Origin of the sequence: Bacillus sp. EKM420B (assembly GCF_011065565.1) — a bacterium.
Lineage (GTDB): Bacteria > Bacillota > Bacilli > Bacillales > Bacillaceae > Bacillus > Bacillus velezensis.
This window is the reverse complement of the sequence record NZ_JAAMNX010000001.1, coordinates 706,572-726,309: the sequence shown is the minus strand read 5'-3', so window position 1 is coordinate 726,309 and position 19,738 is coordinate 706,572. Positions and strand designations below refer to the sequence as shown.

The following is a 19,738-nucleotide window of genomic DNA, read 5'->3' as shown; positions in this document are numbered from 1 at the left end:
CTTTCAACCTCTTTCCTCGTTACTGAACGAATTCTTTTGTTTCTTCCAGTTTGACCGAAACCATTCGGGAAACGCCGGATTCCTGCATCGTAACACCGTAGAGGACATCCGCTTCTTCCATGGTGCCTTTTCTGTGGGTGATGACGATAAACTGGCTTTCGCCGCTGTATTTTTTTAAATATTGCGCAAACCTGAATACATTGGCTTCATCAAGCGCAGCTTCCACTTCATCAAGGACGCAGAACGGCACGGGCCTTACTTTCAGAATAGAGAATAAAAGGGCAATGGCAGTCAGCGCCCGTTCTCCCCCTGACAAAAGATTTAAGTTTTGCAGTTTTTTGCCCGGAGGCTGCGCGATAATGTCCACCCCGGAATTAAGAAGATCATTCGGATCAGTCAGCTTCAGTTCAGCCCGTCCTCCTCCGAATAAAGAACGGAACACATCGTTGAATTGAGAACGGATCTGGATAAACGTTTCATGGAATCGCTTCGTCATTTCAGAATCCATTTCTTCAATGACTTGAAACAGTGTGTTTTTCGCTTCCGTCAGGTCATTTTTCTGCTCTGTTAAAAACTGATACCGTTCGTTTACTCTTTCAAACTCATCGATGCTGCCGAGATTGACCGTTCCGAGCTCTTCAATTGAAAGCTTGATCAGTTTGACCCGTTTTCTCGCCTCTTCAGGCTCGAGTTCAAGCTGATATTGTTCTTTTGCCCCTTCAAAGGATAAGCTGTACTCCTCGCGTAAATACTGCAAGAGATTATCAAGCTCAACTTCCATCCGGCCGAGTTTTACCTCTTCATCTTTCAGAATGTCCGTTTTTTGCTTGTACAGACGCTTCATCTCTTTCAATTCAAGCTCGTTCGTATCAAGCGCCCGCTGGAGCTTCACACGCTGATCGCGCCGGCTGGCGATCAATTCGATCGTTCTCGTTTTATCGTGAAGCTTATGATGGGCTGCTTCTTCAAGCTGCTCCTCACCGCTTGTGCTGGACGTCATCTCTGAGGTCAGGAGGCTTAAATCTTCCCGTGTTTCTTTCAGAGCGAGCTGCGTTTCTTCAAGCTCTTTTTTCAGCCTTTTGAGGTTGTCTTCCTCACTCGAGCACGCCTGTTCTTTTTTCGCAGCGGCCACTTTACATTCCGTCAGTTCATGAGAGAGCGTTTCTTTTGTTGAGGATAGGGTCTGCTTTTGTTTTGTCAGCCTTTCCATCTCTTCCTCAAGCTCTTTCAGCTGGCCGGATGCCTCACTCAGCTGTTCTTCCAGAGCTGATTTGCGCGTCTCTTTTTCCCGGCTGCTTTCCGTCAGTGATGCTTTCTCCTGGTCGTAAAGCTCCAGATGGGTATTGATGTTCTTTTCAGCAACTTCGAGTTCATACAGCCTGCCTTTTACATCCTGCTGCTTTGTTCTGAAAGCCTCACCGTCTTCACGGAGACCGCTCAGCGTATGTTCAAGCTCTTGAATGGCCTGCTTCAGCGCTTTGACCTCTTTTTCGAGCAGAGCTGTTTTTTCTTCCATTTCGGCAAGCCGCGCAGTCACCGTCTCAAGCTCGCGGCTTCTGCCGAGCAGAGAATTGTTTTTCTTTTTGACCGCGCCGCCTGTCATTGATCCGCCTGGATTGACGACATCGCCCTCAAGCGTCACGATGCGGTAGCGGTGCCCGAGAAGCTTGGCCAGTTCATTCGCGCCTTTTAAATCTTCAGTGATCAGCACGGTGCCGAGAAGGTTTTGAATGACATTCCGATACGCCGCATCATATGTGACAAGCCCGCTCGCTGTGCCGAGGAAAGACGGATGCTTTGATGCCGTCTGTTCATCACGGGTTTGGAGCTGGCGCGGTTTCATAACCGTAAGCGGCAGGAACGTCGCGCGGCCGAAGGAATTCTGTTTTAAATATTGAATCGCTTTCCGCGCCGCCTGCTCATCGTCTGTGACAACGTGCTGCGCCGCTGCGCCGAGTGCAATCTCAATCGCCGTTTCATATTTTTGTTCGGTGGCAATCAGTTCGAGAACGGCGCCGCGGATGCCGCCGAGCTGCTCTTTCTGCTTCAGCACTTCTTTTACGCCTTGGTAAAATCCTGAAAAATCGCCTTGCATCGTTTCAAGCATATCTTTTTTGGATCTGGCCTGCTGGACGAATTGATATGCCTGATACAGCGCTGATTCTTTCTTTTCATACTGGCGTTTTTTCTGTTCATATGCTGTCTGGACTTCGCGAAAGCGGACGACCTGATTGTGAATATCCTCTTCAACGGCGGCCAATTCCTCTTCGCACGCCGCTTTGCGGACTGCAATATCGTTACGTTCTTCAAGATATTTTTCATTGTTTGCGGTCAGTCTCGCCTGCTGGACCGCAGATTGGGACATCTGGTCATCTAAAAGCTGCAGCTCGTTGCGAATCGACGCCTGGCTGTTTAACAATTCAAAGTAATCGCTTTTTAATTGTTCGATTTTCTCTTCTACATTTTCATTATGCAGACTGAGAGCCTGCTGCTTTTCTTTCACCTGGGCGTTTAACCGCTTCACTTCCGCACGAAGTTTATCATAGACGGCAGACTGCTTTTCAATGTCTGCTTTCAGTTCGGCTTCTTTGTTCGTGTAATGTGTAACGGATTCCTCTAGCTGTTCCCGGTTTTGCGCGGCGTTTTTTTTACGCTCTTTCAGCACTTCTTTCCGGCCTTCCAGCTTTTCCAGCTCTTCACTTGTCACGAGCAGAACCTGCTGCAGTTCGTTGACGGATTCATCAAGCGCGTGGATTTTATCTCTCGTCTCTTCTATCATCGCTTCTTTTGCGGACAGAGCAGATGATTCCGCCAATTCTTCTTCTTTAGCAGCCTGCACCTTGTCTTTTAAACCCGACCATCTGCCATGCAGTTGTTCGATGTCAAAGGCGGTAAGGGCGATTTCGACATGCTCAAGCTCTTTCTTTTTTTCTAAGTAGTCTTTGGCGATTGATGCCTGGATTTTCAGCGGTTCGACCTGATCTTCAAGCTCGTGGAGAATATCTTCCACCCTGTTTAAGTTATCCTGCGTCTCAAACAGTTTGTTTTCCGCTTTTTTCTTTCGTGTTTTATATTTCAGCACGCCGGCCGCTTCTTCGAAAATACTGCGGCGGTCTTCCGCTTTGCTGCTGAGAATCTCTTCGACTTTTCCCTGGCTGATAATAGAGAATGCTTCTTTCCCAAGCCCGGAGTCCATAAATAAGTCAATGATGTCTTTCAGGCGGCACTGCTGATTGTTGATGAGAAATTCACTTTCTCCGGAACGGTACACCCGTCTCGTCACGCTGACTTCATGATAATCGATCGGGAGAAATTGATCTTCATTATCAAGCGTTAACGTGACTTCGGCAAGGTTCAGCCGCTTGCGCGAATCACTTCCCGCAAAAATGATATCTTCCATTTTTCCGCCCCGAAGCGAGCGGGCTGATTGTTCGCCGAGCACCCAGCGGATGGCTTCGGTAATGTTGCTCTTTCCGCTGCCGTTCGGACCGACAACGGCCGTGACGCCTTTTACAAAGTCAACGGATATCCGTTCTGCAAATGATTTAAATCCTATAACGTCTAAACGTTTGAGGAACATCCCAGATCCTCCTTATCGTATAAGTATCTCAATATTATCATAATCACCCGCTTATATCAGGCGCAGACATACTGAAATCCCCCTAGGGATACAGGGGGATTTTATTGTTTCGTATGATGTTTTTGCAATTTTGCAAGAGCTTCCTGTGCCGCATGCTGCTCGGCTTCTTTTTTGGAACGTCCGTTCCCGATACCGAGCGCCTCACCTTTAAGAGAGACCAGCGCCTCGAATTCCCGGTTGTGGGCAGGCCCTTTTTCATTGAGAATTTTGTACTCAAGCGATCCTTTTCCGTCCCGCTGTACAAATTCTTGAAGCTGGCTTTTGAAATCCATCACATGAGAAAAAGCACCATCGTTTATTTTAGGGAACACGTACTCTTTCAGGAATTGCTGAACCGGCTCAAGGCCCTGATCCAGATACAGTGCGCCGATAAACGCTTCAAACACATCCGCTAAAAGCGCAGGACGCTTTCTGCCGCCCGTCATTTCTTCTCCTTTTCCCAAGAGAACAAGATCGCCGAATGACAATTCGTGGGCAAGTGAGACGAGTGACGGCTCGCATACGATAGCGGCTCTCAACTTCGTCAAATCTCCTTCACTCATGGCCGGATATTTGGCAAATAAGAATTGGGAGATCGTCAGTTCCAAAACAGCGTCACCTAAAAATTCAAGCCTTTCGTTGTCTTCATACGGCTTTTTCCGATGCTCATTCACATAAGATGAATGTGTAAATGCTTGATACAAAAGTTTCTCGTTTTGAAAATGAACCGAAATCCGTTCTTGGAACTCTTTAAATTGCTCTATTTTTTTATAGAACTTTTTTTTATCTTTAAAATGTGAGTGTTTTGACATAGTAACCTCCATAGGCACATCAGGTTCACCGCGCTCCCCGCCGTAAACGGAATCAGCAGCGCGTACAGCGTCAGACGCCGGTAACCGAACGATTAAAGGGCTAAAGCCCCGCTGTCAGGCGGGACTTTTAGCATCAGCTTATTGCTGGTTTTGTATGTAGTTCACAGCGTCGCCGACTGTTGCGATCTTTTCAGCATCTTCGTCAGAAATCTCCATATCAAACTCGTCTTCAAGTTCCATAACAAGCTCAACTACATCTAGGGAATCAGCACCTAAGTCTTCCTTGAAAGAAGCTTCAAGTTTGACGTCAGCTTCATCAACGCCAAGGCGGTCTACGATGATTTTCGTTACACGCTCTAATGTATCTGCCATAGCAATTCACCTCCCCTCAAGTATTATAGAGGATTCGTTTTTAAAAAACTAGAGAAACTAGGATGAAATTTTAAAAACAAATCTTTACATCACCATTCCGCCGTCAATATGAAGGGTTTGGCCCGTCATATAACGCGATCCTTCAGAAGCAAGGAACGTAACAACGCTGCTGATATCGGAAGGATCACCGAAACGCGCGAGCGGAATCTGCTTCAGCATTTCATCTTGGACTTCTTTAGAAAGCTTGTCCGTCATATCCGTGGAAATAAAGCCCGGAGCAATGGCATTGACCGTAATATTTCGGCTCGCAAGCTCTTTGGCTGATGACTTCGTTAAGCCGATTACTCCGGCTTTTGCCGCCACATAGTTTGCCTGGCCGGGGTTTCCGCTGACGCCGACGATTGATGATACGTTGATAATCCGGCCGGAGCGCTGTTTCATCATCTGTCTTGTAACGGCTTTCGTGCAGTTGAATACACCTTTTAAGTTAATGTTAATGACATCATCCCATTCATTTTCTTTCATTCTCATCAGAAGATTGTCTTTTGTGATCCCCGCATTGTTCACGAGAATGTCGATTGAAGAAAATGCAGCGACAGCCTCTTTCATCATGTTTTGTACTTCTTCGGAATTTGATACATCGGCTTTTACCGCGATCGCGTTTTTGCCCAAAGATTTGATCTCATCTACGACTTCGTTCGCTTTCGCTTCATTCCCGGAGTAGTTGACTACTACGTTACAGCCGTTTTTCGCAAGATCAAGCGCGATCGCCCGCCCGATTCCGCGGGACGCCCCCGTTACCACTGCTGTTTTTTCATTAAGCATCCTGATTCTCCTCCTTCAGCGTTTGAATCGCCAGTTCGATGGTTTCATGGTCAGAAACCGCGATTGTTTTAAGGCGGCGGTTCACTTTTTTCACAAGGCCTGAAAGCACTTTTCCGGGCCCGATTTCAACAAACGTCGTGACGCCTTCGTCAATCAGTTTGTTAATGGTTTCTTCAAAGCGAACAGGCGAATACAGCTGTTCGATCAGTTTTTTCTTGATATCGTCTTTTTCTGTCATAACGTCAGCCGAAACGTTTGAAATCACGGGAACAGCCGCATTTTTCAACTCACAGGCGCAGAGCACCTCCTCGAGTTTTTGCGCTGCCGGCTTCATTAATTCAGAATGGAACGGTCCGCTTACTTCTAATGGGATCGCCCGTTTTGCTCCGTTGTTTTTCGCTTCCTCTGAAGCCAGCTCCACGCCTTTTGCCGTTCCGGAAATGACGATCTGGCCGGGGCAGTTCAGGTTTGCAAGCTGTACGAGATGACCGTTTTCCGTCACTTGATCCGTCACCTTTTTCAAGGACTCCGCATCCATTCCGAGAATAGCTGCCATGGCGCCTTCTCCGGCCGGCACGGCTTCATTCATGAATTCTCCCCGTTTTCTTACCGTGTAAACGGCATCTTTAAATGTCATCGCTCCCGCCGCAACAAGCGCAGAATATTCTCCGAGGCTGTGGCCGGCGGTGAAATCAGGGGTGATGCCTGATTCTTTAAACTTTTCCAATACGGCGATGCTCGTTGTCAACAGCGCGGGCTGCGCATTGTATGTAAGGGTCAATTCTTCAGCGTCACCTTCAAAAATGAGCGAGCTCAGCTTTGTTTCAAGCGTTTCATCCGCTTCATCAAAAATACGTTTTGACGCTTCTTCGCGTTCGTACAGGTCTTTTCCCATACCGATATATTGTGATCCCTGTCCGGGAAATAAAAATGCAATCTTACTCATGATGCGGTAACCTCCAGACTACTCATCTGTTTTTTCTTCTTTTACTTCTTCTTCTATAAATGCGGCCACGTTTTGGCTGACCATTTCTCTCGCCTGGCGCAGCGCATGGTAAACAGCGCGTGCGTCAGAAGAGCCGTGCGCTTTAATGACGGGCGCTTTCAAACCGAAAAGACTCGCCCCGCCGTACTCAGAATAGTCCATTTTCAGTTTCATTTCCATCAGCTTCGGCTTCAGCACTCCCGCTGCGAGCTTAGAAACAAAACTTGAAGTCAGTGTATCTTTCAGCATTTTGAAAATCGATAACGCTGAACCTTCCAATGTTTTCAACGTGACGTTGCCCGTAAAGCCGTCTGTGACGATGACGTCAGCAGCGCCTTCGAGCAAGTCTCTCGCCTCAACGTTTCCGACAAAATTCACGTTTGTTTCTTTTAATAATTCAAACGTCTTTTTTGTCAGGTCGTTTCCTTTCTTTTCTTCCGTGCCGACATTTAACAAGCCGACGCGGGGCGAGCTGATTCCGAGAACCTGCCGGGCATATACAGATCCCATAATTCCGTACTGGACGAGATGCTCCGGTTTGGCATCGACATTGGCGCCCACGTCCAAAAGAAGGAAACCGTCGCCTGAAACGGTCGGAAGCGTCGGCGCAAGCGCAGGCCGGTCGATTCCTTTAATTCTGCCGACGATAAACAGTCCCGCTGTCATGAGTGCGCCCGTATTCCCCGCTGAGATGCAGGCGTCCGCTCTGTTTTCAGCCACTTCCTGCGCCATCAGCACCATAGAAGAGTTTTTCTTTCTGCGTACGGCGCGGACCGGTTCATCCGTCGGTTCAATCACTTCATCGGCGTGCAACACAGTGATGCGGTCTGATGTTGTTGGCAAGTGTGATTCTATTGTTGTCTTGTCACCGACCAGCGTAATATGAAGATCGTCAAATGCCTCAATACTCTTCATTACTCCGTCAATAACAGCTTTGGGTGCGTTGTCGCCTCCCATTGCATCTACAGCTATTCTCATGCATGCTCCACCTTTATGATTGTTTTGAACGGTACATGTCAAAGCTGCCGGAGAACACGACTTCTTCTCCCACATAGCTGTTGACTTCAACTACCGTTCTGCCTTTTTCTTTTTCGACTGCCGTCACTTTGGCTTTCGCAACGACGCGCTCGCCTTCTTTCACCTGTCTTGTAAAGCGGATATTTGCGCTTGCGGTCAGCGCCAGCTCATCATCAATGACGGCAACGGCGAGTGAGTTCGCCTGCGCAAACAAATGATGCCCCCGCGCAATTTGATTGCGGCTGAAGACATGTTCGCGTCTTACTTCTAATATGGAAATGGCCTGGCCGTCAAGCTCCAGATCAATGATTTCACCGATCACTTCGTCTAAAGACAATGATTTCACTTCATCATCAAGCGTTTGTTCTGCCACGTTTTTAATTCTTTCCCTCAGCTCCGGTATTGAGAGCTCTAAGCGGTCTAAACGGATCGTCTGAATGCTGACGCCGAATTTCCCCGCTAATTCTTCATCTGTGATGAAGGGTGTCGATTTGATCGTCTGCTGCAATAATTTTTGGCGTTCTTTCTTGCTTCTTCTCATCTGTAAACACCATCCGGACAATTAAGACTAGGTACTAATAGTAGTATATAATCTCATAGATTGGAATGCAATGATTGTTTTTTGAAAGCCGCCGAATTTTACAGAATCAGCTTAATTTCTCCCCTTCTAAGACGCCGCTTGAAAGTAATTGACCGCGCAGCATGCGGTATTCGTCATCTTTCCAAAAAGCCTCTGAAGACACCAGGTTGGCCGCATCCTGGCGGGCCGTTTCCAAAGCTCTGTAGTCATGAACCATATCCGCTACCTTGAACTCGGGCATACCGCTCTGTTTTTTTCCGAAGAAATCACCGGGGCCGCGCAGTTCAAGGTCCTTTTCAGACAGCTCGAAGCCGTCGTTTGTCTCTGACATGATTCTCATCCGTTCCTTCCCGGTTTCGGATTTCGGATCGGCCATCAAGATGCAGAAAGATTGGTGGTCTCCCCGCCCGACCCGGCCGCGGAGCTGATGGAGCTGAGATAATCCGAAACGGTCGGCGTCATAGATGACCATAATCGTCGCATTCGGCACGTTCACCCCGACTTCTACGACGGTTGTTGACACAAGTACCTGACATTGATTGGCGCTGAATTCTCTCATCACTTGATCTTTTTCATCAGAATGGAGCTTCCCGTGCATCAGGCCGACATTCCATTTACCGCGGTAAACGTCAGACAGCATGTTATATACGTCAATCGCATTCTGTACATCCAGTTTATCGGACTCTTCAATGAGCGGGCAAATAATATAGGCTTGCCTTCCCTGCTTCAGCTCTTTTTCTATAAAAGCCAAAATCCGCTCCAGCATGTCGTGTTTCACCCAATACGTTTCGATTTGTTTTCGCCCCGCGGGCATTTCATCTATCACGGAAACATCCATTTCTCCGAAGACGGTAATGGCCAACGTTCTCGGAATCGGGGTGGCTGTCATAAACAGCACATCCGGATCCTGACCTTTATTCTTGAGTTTTTTGCGCTGTTCGACCCCGAACCGGTGCTGCTCGTCCGTAATAACAAGACTCAGCGCTTTGAATTCCACTTCATCCTGGATTAAAGCATGGGTCCCTACTAAAATATCAATCTCTCCGAGAGCAAGCCGCTCCAAAAGCTCCCTGCGCCGCTTTCCTTTTACAGAACTCGTCAAAAGCGCGATATTTACATCTTCATTTGCAAACAACGACACGAGAGAGTCGGCATGCTGTTCGGCCAGAATTTCAGTCGGCACCATTAATGCCCCCTGATACCCCGACAGAATCGCAGCGTACAAAGCGATGGCGGCGACGGCTGTTTTCCCTGAACCGACATCACCTTGCAGCAGACGGTTCATTCGGTAAGGGGATGTCATATCAGCGGTAATTTCCCGAAGCACGCGCGTCTGTGCGGTCGTGAGCGAAAACGGCAGGCTGTCTGTGAAAGCGGCGAGCTTTTCAGCAGGAAACACATGGCTGATGCCTTTTGACTGTTCCCTTTCCGCTTTACGGAACGCCTGCATTTTCAGCTGAAATAATAAGAATTCCTCGTAAACAAACCGGCGTCTTGCCTGCTGTAACGATTCCCTCGTTTCAGGCTGATGCATCGTCTGCAGGGCATGTTTGTAATCAGGCAGCTTATAGCGGATTCTCAATTTTTCAGGAAGCGGATCGGCTGCACTGTCCAAATGATGCTGCAGCGCTTCCTTAATAAACCGTCTCATCATTTTTACGGTGACGTTTTCTTTAACGGAATAAACAGGCTCAATGCTTTTATCTTCTTGATTAGGACCGTTTTTTAATTCCTGCACGGAAACGGTCTGTCTGTGTTTATCCCATTTCCCGGATATCGTGACGACAGAACCTAACGTCAGTTTCTTTTTTAAGTAGGGACGGTTAAAGCAGACCGCGGTAATTAAATAATTGCCGACAAGCACCCTGAATGTCAGCCTGTTTCGTTTTTTGCCGTAATAGGTAAGAGAAGGTTCTGAATGAACCTTCCCTTCTACCGTCACTCTTTCTTCATGTTTTACTTCTTCTAAATCCCTCAGCTCATAGTCGTCATAACGGTAAGGGAAATAATTCAGAAGATCAGAAATGTCATAGATACCAAGTTCGTGCAATGTTTTTTCTGTTTCCGGCCCAATGCCCTTAATTTCCGCTATACTAGTTTGCTGATGGTGTGTCACTTGATTTCAGCGCTCCTCCGAAAATTTTTTTCTCTAATTCTCTTCCCGTCGGTGTCGCAGCTAAACCGCCTTGTCCCGTTTCACGCAGTGCTGTCGGCATTGTCTGGCCGATTTTGTACATCGCGTCAATCACCTCATCGCAAGGAATGCGGCTTGTAATCCCGGCCAGCGCCATATCCGCCGCGATCATCGCGTTGGATGCTCCCATTGCGTTTCGTTTGACACACGGCACTTCTACCAATCCGGCGACCGGGTCACATACGAGACCGAGCATATTTTTCAGTGTAATCGCCATTGCTTCCGCTGATTGCTGAGGCGTTCCGCCCGCCATTTCCACAATCGCAGCCGCTGCCATGCCTGATGCTGACCCGACTTCCGCCTGACAGCCTCCTGCCGCTCCTGAAATACTCGCATTATTTGCTACGACAAAACCGAACGCGCCGGCTGTAAACAGAAAACGGATCATTTGTTCTGTCGTAGGGTTCAGCTTATGCTTTACGGCGAATAACGTGCCCGGCACAACCCCGGCAGAGCCGGCGGTCGGTGTAGCGCAGATCGTTCCCATCGCCGCATTGACTTCATTTGTCGCCACAGCTTTAGAAACGGCGTCTAAAATCAGATTGCCCGACAGGCTTCTTCCCGATTGGATGTATGCCTGAAGTTTCACGGCATCTCCGCCTGTTAAACCGGTCTGACTCGTGACGCCCTTCAGCCCTTTTTCAACAGCTGCTTCCATGACGGAGAGATTGCGCTCCATTCCTTGAAAGATTTCTTCCCGTGTTTTTTGCGTCACTTCCATCTCTTGGGTGATCATCACTTCCGAAATCGGAATTTGTTTTTCTTGGGTGATTTCTATTAATTCTTTTACATTACGAAACATGTCATTTTCCTCCTGACTTTTTAGTCAGCTATCTTAGTAACCTGTATAATATTAGGAAGTGTTGAAAGTTCGTCAAGCACTTCTTCTTCAATATTCTGATCGACCTCAATTGTCATCAGCGCAAGCTGGCCGACGTCCTTACGCGCCACTTCCATATGTCCGACGTTGATGGAGAATTTCGCAAGCACATTGGCAACGCCTGCAATCGTGCCGAATTTATCATTATGAACGACTAAAATAGCCGGGTGATTTCCGGAAAGACGCAGCTCAAAGCCGTTGAGCTCCGTGATTTCTATTTTTCCGCCGCCGATGGAAATACCGGTAAGGGCAAGCTCTCCCTCATCATCAGAAATGACGATACGCGCCGTATTCGGATGAACGGGCACGGCATCCTCTGTACGGAACTCTACATATATGCCCTTCTCTTCCGCAATTTGAATCGCTGTTTTAATCCGTTCATCAAATGTATCAAAATCAAGCAGGCCGCCGATAATCGCGACATCAGTGCCGTGACCCTTATACGTTTCTGCAAATGATCCGTAAAAAGACACAACGATCCGGCGGGGCTCCCGCCTGAATAAGCTTCTGGCCACTCTGCCGATCCGGGCGGCGCCTGCGGTATGTGAACTGGACGGCCCGATCATGACCGGGCCGATAATATCAAAAACGCTTCTATACTTCATGCTGGTTTGCTCCTCCTTAACATCACTTCATTCAGCGCTTTTCTTTAGACTAATTGAACATTTCTCAATTGGCAAGCAGGCACACTGCCGCACTGCCGCAGGTAAATAAAGGCATAAGAATAGAAGGGCCTGATAAGCCCTTCTATTCTGCCGCAAATATATATGGATACAGAGGCTGTCTGCCGTTATGGATTTCAACCTCGATATCTTCACAGACGCTAGCAATATACTCAGCGAGTTTCTCAGCTTCTTCTTCCGGCGCGTCCTCTCCGTACAGGATGGTGACGATTTCATCTTCTTCCCCGATCATTTCATCCAGCAGCAATTTCGCCGCACTTATCCGATCTTCGGCGCTGCCGATAATTGAACTGTTTAAAATACCGATAAAATCACCTTTTTTAATATCTTTGCCGTCAATATGGGTGTCTCTGACTGAATATGTCACCTGTCCGCTTTTCACATTCCGGATGGCCTCAAGCATATTGGCTTCATTTACATCAGCCGGCTGGTCAGGGTTAAACGCAAGCAGGGCGGTCATACCTTGAGGGACCGTTTTTGCCGGAATGACAATGACATTTTCTTCAGCCACGCTCGCCGCCTGATTGGCAGCCATCACAATATTGGAATTGTTCGGAAGAATGAAAACCGTCTCCGCATTGACAGACTGAACGGCTTCAACAATATCTTCCGTGCTCGGATTCATTGTCTGGCCGCCTTCGATTACGTGTGAAGCGCCGATGCTCGTAAACAATTCAGAAATACCCTCTCCCATTGCCACAGTCACGATGCCAAAAGGCTTACGGGCTTCTTTCATAACGCCGGCCGGCTTTTTTTCATCATGTTCTTGGCTGATGATTGAAGTATGCTGTTCCCTCATGTTTTCAATTTTAATTTTAATCAAATCGCCGTAACGCTGTGCGAGATTGAGTACGTTTCCTGGTTCTTCGGCATGAATATGAACTTTCGCCAGCGTATCATCAGCCACGACCAGCAATGAATCGCCGAAACGGCTCAGTTCGTTTCTGAACGCCTCTTCCTTGAACGTCCGTTTATCTTGATCCAGCCTCACCATCACTTCCGTACAAAATCCGAATTCAATGTCTTCTGTACTCAGCATGCTCTGCGCGCTTTTATGATGCTCGGCATTCACCATATCATCGAGTGCCGGAAGAACCGCTTTTTTCGGTACGGCCTCTCCTTTTAAAGCAGCCAAAAAGCCTTCATATACACAAAGCAGACCTTTTCCGCCGCTGTCAACGACACCGACGTCCTTTAAAACAGGAAGCAGATCCGGCGTGCGGTTGAGCGACGCTTCCGCTTCTTCAATAACGGCCTCCATGACCGAAATAATATCGGTTTCTTCTTTGGCCGATGCGACAGCTTTTTTAGCCGCATCCTTGGCCACGGTTAAAATCGTTCCTTCAACCGGTTTCATAACCGCCTTATATGCCATATCCACTCCCGCTTGGAGTGCTGCGGCAAATTCTTGGGCATCTATTTGGTTTTTGTTTTCAATGCTCTTTGTGAAACCTCTGAACAATTGGGACAAGATCACCCCTGAGTTTCCTCTCGCTCCCATAAGCAGGCCTTTTGACAGGGCGATGCCGACTTTGCCGATGTCGGGTGAGTCAATGTGCTCTACCTCTCTTGCACCGGATGACATCGATAAATTCATATTTGTTCCGGTATCGCCGTCAGGCACGGGAAACACGTTCAGCGCATCCACCGCGGATGCGTTTTGAGACAATGTCTCAGCCCCCGCCAGAATCATTGCCGCAAAAGCTCTCCCATCTAAGTTTCGTCTAGACAATACTCATCCTCCTCACTACGGGTTCGTTACTCGTACGCCTTGGACATAAATATTTACAGAATCAACTGCAAGTCCGATTGTTTGATTTACTGTGTATTTTACCTTCGTCTGAACATTGTGGGCTACTTCGGATATTTTAGTGCCGTAGCTGACAATAATGTACATGTCGATATGTATTTGTTCGGCTTCCTGACGGACATGTACGCCTTTTGCGAAGTTCTCTCTCCGGAGGATTTCAGACAAACCGTCTTTAATCTGGTTTTTTGAGGCCATCCCCACTATTCCGTAACAGTCAATGGCAGCGCCTCCGGCAACCATTGCGATGACTTCGTTGGATATATCAATCTGTCCGTATTTTGTCTTCATTTCAATGGACACACAGGTTCCTCCTTCAGATGCATAGAGTTATCATTATTCTACTATATGTATCCCATTATGAAAAGAAAAGATACAGACAGCGGCCTTCAGCGCGGAAATGTGATTGGTTTTACATGTCAAGTGATTTTTCTTGAAAGTAAGGGAAACAATAGTTGCAAACGGTTTTTAGCTGTGGTAAATTATTTAAAGTATTGTATAACGAAAGCATCTGAGACACTATGTTTAAAAAGATGTTTCGCGCAGTTAGGAGGGAAACAAATGGCACGTAAATGTTTTATTACAGGTAAAAAAACAAAAGCCGGAAACAACCGTTCTCACGCAATGAACGCTTCTAAGCGTACTTGGGGCGCCAACCTTCAAAAGGTCCGCATCCTCGTTGACGGCAAACCTAAAAAAGTGTATGTATCTGCCCGGGCTTTAAAATCCGGTAAAGTTGAGCGTGTATAAGCAAAAATGAACGCCTGCCCTTTTATGCGGCAGGCGTTTTTTATGCGTTCAAAGAGGGCAATTTCAGCTTCTTGGGCTTACTCTTTTCTAAATGAGCCCAGCATCGCCCGGACAATTCCTCCTAAAAACTTCGGCAATTTAATGGTATAAAATTTCATTTTGTCCCCTCCTATAAGTCCCGTATCCGCTGCGTTCATCACTTTAGGATTCATGGTTTTTTCCGCATATGGCAGAAGCCGCTTTTCTAATCCGCGCTCCTTACCATTATTAATATGCCTTTTGCAAACGAAAAAGTACCTCGTGAATGAATGAGTTCGTTACTAATACATAGTGTGGAACCCAGAGGAATATGACAATTATCAAGGGGATATTTAAAACCGTCGAGTGTCAGGCCGTCTGCCGCTTCCGTAAACGGAATGAAAGAAATATAGCGTCTGCGCGCTTTTTCTTCAATTGTATAACGGCCGGGCCCGAACATCTGAATGTCATTCTGCCGGTCGATCAGCTTGACATCGGTATGCTTATGTAAGGCTTTATACAGCAGCTGGATGTTCCCTAAAAAGTGATCGGCTCTTCCGCCCGTCACACCGAATACCCGAATATTTTCCGGTTCTTTTTGTAAAGCCCAGTCAAGGGCGAGTTCAAGATCGGTATAATCTTTTTCCGCCTGATACACATGGAGGGCCGGCGCCGCTTTTTGAATCTGCATGAGCTCCTCTTCCGTAATGCTGTCAAAATCACCGAAAGCTTCCTGCGGAATGATTCCGGCCTCCAAAAGAGCAACCGTTCCTTTATCAACTCCGACCCACGTCGTATCTCCGTCTGTGTATTCGGATAGATCGGGAATAAGCTCCCGCGGGCCGCCCGCAACGATATTGATTGTCTTCATATGCTATCCTCTCTCTTAGACGCGAAAAGAGCCGGCGGCTTTCACCGGGCTCTTTTTCAGCATGTTTATGATACGTTTCGGATGTCAGCGATGGCTTTTTTCCGATCCGGCTGATTATATACGGCAGACCCGGCAACAAGCAGATTGGCGCCCGCTTCAGCGCATAAAGGGGCTGTTTCTTTATTAACGCCTCCGTCCACCTCGATTAAAAGCTCAGACAGGCCTTTCTCTTCAGCCAGCTGTTTGACCTGACGGATTTTCGGCAGAACCGAATGAATGAAGCGCTGCCCGCCAAAACCGGGGTTAACCGTCATTAACAGCACAAGGTCAAGCTCCTCGATCACATGTTCAATCATTTGGACGGGCGTATGCGGATTAAGCACAACTCCCGCTTTTACCCCCTGCTCTTTTATCAACTGAATGGTCCGGTGAAGATGCGGACACGCTTCAGCGTGAACGGAAAGGATGTCCGCACCGGCTTTTGCGAATGCCGGGATGTAGCGGTCCGGGTTTTCAATCATAAGATGGACATCCAGCGGCAGATCAGTCACCGGACGGACGGCTTCAACGATAAGCGGCCCGATTGTAATGTTAGGGACGAAATGGCCATCCATGACATCAATATGGATATAGTCCGCCCCTCCTTTTTCCACGTCTTTAATTTCCTCGCCCAGTGAAGCAAAATCGGCGGAAAGAATTGACGGCGCAACCTTAATCATATTAATACCTCGGCTTTCTCTCTTTTATTTCCTGCATAAATTCTTTGTAATGCTCATAGCGGTACGGCTGAATCTCTCCTTCTTCCACCGCTTGCTTTACCGCGCATTTTGGCTCCTTAAGATGCAGACAGCCTCTGAATTTGCAGGAGGCGCTTATTTCTCTGATCTCAGGGAACGTGCTGCCCAGCTCTTCTTCCTCAATGCCGGTAAATTCAAGCGAACTGAACCCCGGAGTATCCGCAACCAGACCGCCTGATGTATGAATGAGCTCCACATGGCGCGTCGTATGTTTTCCGCGTCCCAAATGCGCGGAAATCTCGTTTGTTTTCAGCTCAAGCTCCGGGCTGATCGCATTTAAAAGCGAAGATTTTCCGACTCCGGACTGACCGGCAAACACCGTCGTTTTGTTCTCGAAGTGTTTCACAATGCCTGTTAAGCCGCTGTTTTCTTTTGATGACGTCACATATACGTCATAACCGATCGCCTGATAGTCTTTCACGTAAGAAAGTATCGCCTCTTTCGATTCCCCGTCTGCAGCTAAGTCCATTTTGGTTATGCAGATGATCGGGTGAATGCCGTTGGCTTCCACAAGGACGAGAAAACGGTCCAATAAAGACGTGCTGAACGCCGGCTGAACGGCAGAAAAGACGAGAACGGCCTGATCGACATTTGAAATCGGCGGCCTGATCAGCTCATTTGTTCGTTCTTTGATTTCCAGCAGGTAGCCTTCTTTATCATTTTCAGCCTGATAAACGGCATAATCGCCGACCAGGGGCGTTATTTTATTTTTTCTGAAAATGCCCCGGCCCCTGCATTGAATGATCTTATCCTGTGATTCATCCAAGACGTAATAGAATCCGCTTAACGCTTTTATAATTTTGCCCTCAGGCATAGGGTTCCTCCTTGTCAGTCATTATCTTTCGGGTATTCAATCGTTTTGTAGCTGACGACTTTATGATCGACCATCACTTGATAATACCCCTTCTGTCCCTGATCAATCTTCAGTTCAATTGTTTTTTCAGTCGGCTCTTTTATTTTAAATGAGTCATACGTATCAGAGATGCTGTGGTCCTTATCATCGATGGCGATTTGCACTTCAAGCTCGTCCCCTTCATGTTCAGGTTCGTAAGGAATGCTGATTTTTTCTTTTACCGTTTTCGCCGGTTTTTCTTCAGGTCCGAGCGAGAACGTCACTTCAACATTACTTCCCGGCTTAACCGCAGTGCCGGCTGACGGCTCTTGTTTCATGACTTGTCCTTCCGGCACGTCATCTGAATGGGCTTGTTTTTCAACAAGCTGCAGGCCGTTATCTTCAAGATACCCTGAAGCCGCTTCTTTGCTGTAAGTCTTTAAGTCCCTCAGCGTAACGTCCGCCGGGCCCAGGCTGACCGTTAGATTGACTTCATCGTCGCTTGCGACCATATCGGTGCCGGCTGACGGGTCCTGATCAATTACGGTGCCGGCCTCGCTGTCATCGTTTTCTTCTTTGACATTAACATGTTTGAAGCCTTTTTCCTTCAGCGCTTTTTTTGCGTCGCCGATCTGCCGTCCTTTCACGTCGAACAGCTGGGTTTTCGGTTTTCCGATGCTTTTGTACAGTTTTACAGAAGAACCTTCTTTAACGGTAGACCCCGCTTTTGGGTCCGTTTTGACCATTAATTCCTCTTCTATTTTTTCATCTTCAATGTCCGTTATATCAGGATCAGCCCGGAGCCCGTTCTTTTCAAGCAGGGCTTCCGCTTTTTCGTACTTCATGCCCCGTACGTCGGGGACGCTTACATCTTTAGGCATAAATAAAGACGGGAACACGGTGACCGCAAGAACAGCCGCCATAATGAAAATGAAACAGACGGCCAGCAAAACCCACGGCCATTTCCGTTTTTTCTTTTTGGCTGGCTGCTGTTCCTTATCATCCGTCTCCCCCGGCGTTTCCGCCTGAGACGCGGCTTTTGGAACGTCAGTAATAACGGGAATGGCTTTTGTCATTTCCTCATCATCCTGCACGGAAAATTTTTGTTCATTCAGCCTGCCGGCGTCAAAAGCCGTTCTGATGTCCGCCTCCATGTCTTCGGCGCTTTCATAGCGGTGAAAAGGGTCTTTGGCGGTTGCCTTTAAAATAATGTTTTCAACGCTCTGCGGAATGGAAGGGTTCCACTTTCTGGCGGAAGGCGTTTCTGTTTGCAGATGCTTTAGCGCTATGCTGACGGCTGATTCTCCGTCAAAAGGGATTTTGCCTGTTAAAAGCTCAAACAGCACGATGCCGAGAGCGTAAATATCTGATTTTTTCGTTGCCAGACCGCCTCTCGCCTGCTCCGGAGACAAATAATGAACCGAGCCCAGCACAGAATTCGTATGTGTGATTGTCGTAGACGTAAGCGCTGTGGCGATGCCGAAATCCGTCACCTTGATATGCCCTAAATGATCTATCAATATATTGTGCGGTTTAATATCCCGGTGCACGATATGGTTTTGATGGGCATGGGCGATGGCCGAGACGATCTGCTCCATAACGGACAGCGCTTCTTTCGGATGAAGCGGTCCGTGTGCGGTTATGTATTCCTTTAATGTCATGCCTTCCACATATTCCATGACAATGTAATAAATATCGCCTTCCTCCCCGATATCGTAAATACTGACGATATTCGGATGATCGAGGCTTGATGCCGACTGTGCTTCTCTTCTGAAACGCCTGATAAAATCAATGTCATTCACAAAGTCAAACCGCAGAATTTTAATTGCGACTTCACGTTCGAGAATGATGTCCTCAGCTAAAAAAACGTTTGCCATTCCGCCGCCGCCAATGGGCCGGAGGATATGATAACGCCCGCTGATCCGCTTGCCGGTTAGCACTTGTCTTCACCCTCTTTTGCATCTGCGGAAAACTCAATCAACACAGCCGTGATGTTATCTTCGCCGCCGTTTTGATTTGCTTTGCTGATGAGAAGGTCTACTTTTTCCTGAGGATCAGATTCGGCTTGAAGCATTTGTTTGATCTCGTGATCTTCTATTTTATTTGACAGTCCGTCAGAGCATAAAAGCAGCTGATCGCCGTCAGACAGTTCAAAAGAACGGGCGTCGGGGCTGATGGTTTCATCTGTCCCCAGCGCTCTCGTCAATACATTTTTCCGCGGATGGTGCTCGGCGTCCTCTTTCGAAATTTCCCCCGTCTTGACCAGCTCATTCACAAGCGAATGGTCCTCAGTCAGCTGAGTGAATTCCCCCTCTTGAAGCAGGTAGCACCGGCTGTCTCCGATATGAGCCACAGTGACAAACTTCCCCGTGAATAAGGCGCAAACAATGGTGGTGCCCATTCCTCGGCATTCTTCATTCGCTTTAGCGTGGTCATGTACTTTGACATTCGCCTCATGAATCCGGTCTTTCAGCCAATCCTCGCAAGCAGACGGCAGAGAAGGAACCGTTTCGGTCCGGTTCCACTGCTCTTCCATCGCCGCAACCGCCATCCTGCTCGCTACATCTCCGGCAAGATGACCGCCCATGCCGTCGGCGACAACAGCAAGCACCGCGTCTTCTTTTGTGAAAATGCCCGCCGCATCTTCATTATGCCGGCGGACTTTACCTGTATCTGTTTTCAAGGCTGTAATCAAC

General features: G+C 47.8%; 19 protein-coding genes. 1 reads left to right on the top strand and 18 read right to left on the bottom strand.

Annotated features, from left to right (window positions below; all coding sequences use genetic code 11):
* Window positions 1-19: 19 nt before the first annotated feature.
* The 12 genes from smc to G9F48_RS03565 all read right to left on the bottom strand — a co-directional run bounded on the left by smc (window position 20) and on the right by G9F48_RS03565 (window position 14,077).
* On the bottom strand, window positions 20-3,580 hold the full coding sequence (smc, locus tag G9F48_RS03620) for a chromosome segregation protein SMC (protein ID WP_165409039.1): 3,561 nt from the start codon (window positions 3,578-3,580) through the stop codon (window positions 20-22).
* A 101-nt stretch (window positions 3,581-3,681) separates the two neighbouring features.
* A complete protein-coding gene (rncS, locus tag G9F48_RS03615) occupies window positions 3,682-4,431 on the bottom strand; it encodes a ribonuclease III (protein ID WP_003154303.1) in 750 nt (249 codons plus the stop codon).
* 138 nt (window positions 4,432-4,569) lie between these two features.
* Window positions 4,570-4,803 (bottom strand): acyl carrier protein, encoded by a 234-nt coding sequence (acpP, locus tag G9F48_RS03610; RefSeq protein WP_003154310.1) that lies wholly within the window; start codon window positions 4,801-4,803, stop codon window positions 4,570-4,572.
* 84 nt (window positions 4,804-4,887) lie between these two features.
* Window positions 4,888-5,628 carry a 3-oxoacyl-[acyl-carrier-protein] reductase gene (gene fabG / locus G9F48_RS03605; protein WP_146283533.1) on the bottom strand — a complete coding sequence of 247 codons (741 nt, stop codon included), beginning with the start codon at window positions 5,626-5,628 and terminating at the stop codon, window positions 4,888-4,890.
* On the bottom strand, window positions 5,621-6,574 hold the full coding sequence (fabD, locus tag G9F48_RS03600; RefSeq protein WP_165409038.1) for an ACP S-malonyltransferase: 954 nt from the start codon (window positions 6,572-6,574) through the stop codon (window positions 5,621-5,623). Before fabD ends, fabG begins: the two co-directional genes overlap by 8 nt.
* An 18-nt stretch (window positions 6,575-6,592) precedes the next feature.
* Window positions 6,593-7,591 carry a phosphate acyltransferase PlsX gene (plsX, locus tag G9F48_RS03595; RefSeq protein ID WP_003154319.1) on the bottom strand — a complete coding sequence of 333 codons (999 nt, stop codon included), beginning with the start codon at window positions 7,589-7,591 and terminating at the stop codon, window positions 6,593-6,595.
* A gap of 13 nt (window positions 7,592-7,604) precedes the next feature.
* On the bottom strand, window positions 7,605-8,171 hold the full coding sequence (gene fapR, locus G9F48_RS03590; RefSeq protein ID WP_003154320.1) for a transcription factor FapR: 567 nt from the start codon (window positions 8,169-8,171) through the stop codon (window positions 7,605-7,607).
* Window positions 8,172-8,277: 106 nt separating this feature from the next.
* Window positions 8,278-10,326 (bottom strand): ATP-dependent DNA helicase RecG, encoded by a 2,049-nt coding sequence (gene recG, locus G9F48_RS03585; protein ID WP_165409037.1) that lies wholly within the window; start codon window positions 10,324-10,326, stop codon window positions 8,278-8,280.
* The gene (sdaAA, locus tag G9F48_RS03580) at window positions 10,304-11,206 is read right to left on the bottom strand and encodes an L-serine ammonia-lyase, iron-sulfur-dependent, subunit alpha (RefSeq protein ID WP_003154324.1); all 903 of its coding nucleotides are present in this window, start codon (window positions 11,204-11,206) and stop codon (window positions 10,304-10,306) included. Before sdaAA ends, recG begins: the two co-directional genes overlap by 23 nt.
* A 20-nt stretch (window positions 11,207-11,226) precedes the next feature.
* Window positions 11,227-11,889 carry an L-serine ammonia-lyase, iron-sulfur-dependent subunit beta gene (sdaAB, locus tag G9F48_RS03575; RefSeq protein WP_003154325.1) on the bottom strand — a complete coding sequence of 221 codons (663 nt, stop codon included), beginning with the start codon at window positions 11,887-11,889 and terminating at the stop codon, window positions 11,227-11,229.
* 142 nt (window positions 11,890-12,031) lie between these two features.
* Complete coding sequence (locus tag G9F48_RS03570; RefSeq protein ID WP_003154326.1) at window positions 12,032-13,699, bottom strand: DAK2 domain-containing protein; 1,668 nt, start codon at window positions 13,697-13,699, stop codon at window positions 12,032-12,034.
* Between the two features lie 15 nt (window positions 13,700-13,714).
* Complete coding sequence (locus G9F48_RS03565; RefSeq protein ID WP_003154327.1) at window positions 13,715-14,077, bottom strand: Asp23/Gls24 family envelope stress response protein; 363 nt, start codon at window positions 14,075-14,077, stop codon at window positions 13,715-13,717.
* Between the two features lie 258 nt (window positions 14,078-14,335).
* Here G9F48_RS03565 and rpmB point away from each other — a divergent pair, with 258 nt between their 5' ends.
* Window positions 14,336-14,524 (top strand): 50S ribosomal protein L28, encoded by a 189-nt coding sequence (rpmB, locus tag G9F48_RS03560; protein WP_003154328.1) that lies wholly within the window; start codon window positions 14,336-14,338, stop codon window positions 14,522-14,524.
* Between the two features lie 77 nt (window positions 14,525-14,601).
* Here the strand turns inward: rpmB and spoVM are convergent, their stop codons facing one another.
* The 6 genes from spoVM to G9F48_RS03530 form a co-directional block, all read right to left on the bottom strand.
* Window positions 14,602-14,682, bottom strand: a complete 81-nt coding sequence (spoVM, locus tag G9F48_RS03555; protein ID WP_003154329.1) for a stage V sporulation protein SpoVM — start codon at window positions 14,680-14,682, stop codon at window positions 14,602-14,604.
* Between the two features lie 86 nt (window positions 14,683-14,768).
* Window positions 14,769-15,413, bottom strand: a complete 645-nt coding sequence (locus tag G9F48_RS03550) for a thiamine diphosphokinase (RefSeq protein ID WP_003154330.1) — start codon at window positions 15,411-15,413, stop codon at window positions 14,769-14,771.
* Window positions 15,414-15,478: 65 nt separating this feature from the next.
* Window positions 15,479-16,132: a ribulose-phosphate 3-epimerase gene (rpe, locus tag G9F48_RS03545; RefSeq protein WP_069013483.1), complete on the bottom strand. Its 654-nt coding sequence runs from the start codon at window positions 16,130-16,132 to the stop codon at window positions 15,479-15,481.
* Between the two features lies 1 nt (window position 16,133).
* Window positions 16,134-17,024, bottom strand: a complete 891-nt coding sequence (gene rsgA / locus G9F48_RS03540) for a ribosome small subunit-dependent GTPase A (RefSeq protein WP_007409752.1) — start codon at window positions 17,022-17,024, stop codon at window positions 16,134-16,136.
* Between the two features lie 14 nt (window positions 17,025-17,038).
* On the bottom strand, window positions 17,039-18,982 hold the full coding sequence (gene pknB, locus G9F48_RS03535; RefSeq protein ID WP_165409036.1) for a Stk1 family PASTA domain-containing Ser/Thr kinase: 1,944 nt from the start codon (window positions 18,980-18,982) through the stop codon (window positions 17,039-17,041).
* The gene (locus tag G9F48_RS03530) at window positions 18,976-19,737 is read right to left on the bottom strand and encodes a Stp1/IreP family PP2C-type Ser/Thr phosphatase (RefSeq protein WP_015388247.1); all 762 of its coding nucleotides are present in this window, start codon (window positions 19,735-19,737) and stop codon (window positions 18,976-18,978) included. Before G9F48_RS03530 ends, pknB begins: the two co-directional genes overlap by 7 nt.
* Window position 19,738 lies beyond the last annotated feature (1 nt).

Bases quoted from the DNA above. Each gene is read 5' to 3' on its own strand.
- smc (WP_165409039.1), bottom strand. From the start codon at position 3,580: ATGTTCCTCAAACGTTTAGACGTTATAGGATTTAAATCATTTGCAGAA.
- rncS (WP_003154303.1), bottom strand. From the start codon at position 4,431: ATGTCAAAACACTCACATTTTAAAGATAAAAAAAAGTTCTATAAAAAA.
- acpP (WP_003154310.1), bottom strand. From the start codon at position 4,803: ATGGCAGATACATTAGAGCGTGTAACGAAAATCATCGTAGACCGCCTT.
- fabG (WP_146283533.1), bottom strand. From the start codon at position 5,628: ATGCTTAATGAAAAAACAGCAGTGGTAACGGGGGCGTCCCGCGGAATC.
- fabD (WP_165409038.1), bottom strand. From the start codon at position 6,574: ATGAGTAAGATTGCATTTTTATTTCCCGGACAGGGATCACAATATATC.
- plsX (WP_003154319.1), bottom strand. From the start codon at position 7,591: ATGAGAATAGCTGTAGATGCAATGGGAGGCGACAACGCACCCAAAGCT.
- fapR (WP_003154320.1), bottom strand. From the start codon at position 8,171: ATGAGAAGAAGCAAGAAAGAACGCCAAAAATTATTGCAGCAGACGATC.
- sdaAA (WP_003154324.1), bottom strand. From the start codon at position 11,206: ATGTTTCGTAATGTAAAAGAATTAATAGAAATCACCCAAGAAAAACAA.
- sdaAB (WP_003154325.1), bottom strand. From the start codon at position 11,889: ATGAAGTATAGAAGCGTTTTTGATATTATCGGCCCGGTCATGATCGGG.
- rpmB (WP_003154328.1), top strand. From the start codon at position 14,336: ATGGCACGTAAATGTTTTATTACAGGTAAAAAAACAAAAGCCGGAAAC.
- spoVM (WP_003154329.1), bottom strand. From the start codon at position 14,682: ATGAAATTTTATACCATTAAATTGCCGAAGTTTTTAGGAGGAATTGTC.
- G9F48_RS03550 (WP_003154330.1), bottom strand. From the start codon at position 15,413: ATGAAGACAATCAATATCGTTGCGGGCGGCCCGCGGGAGCTTATTCCC.
- rpe (WP_069013483.1), bottom strand. From the start codon at position 16,132: ATGATTAAGGTTGCGCCGTCAATTCTTTCCGCCGATTTTGCTTCACTG.
- rsgA (WP_007409752.1), bottom strand. From the start codon at position 17,024: ATGCCTGAGGGCAAAATTATAAAAGCGTTAAGCGGATTCTATTACGTC.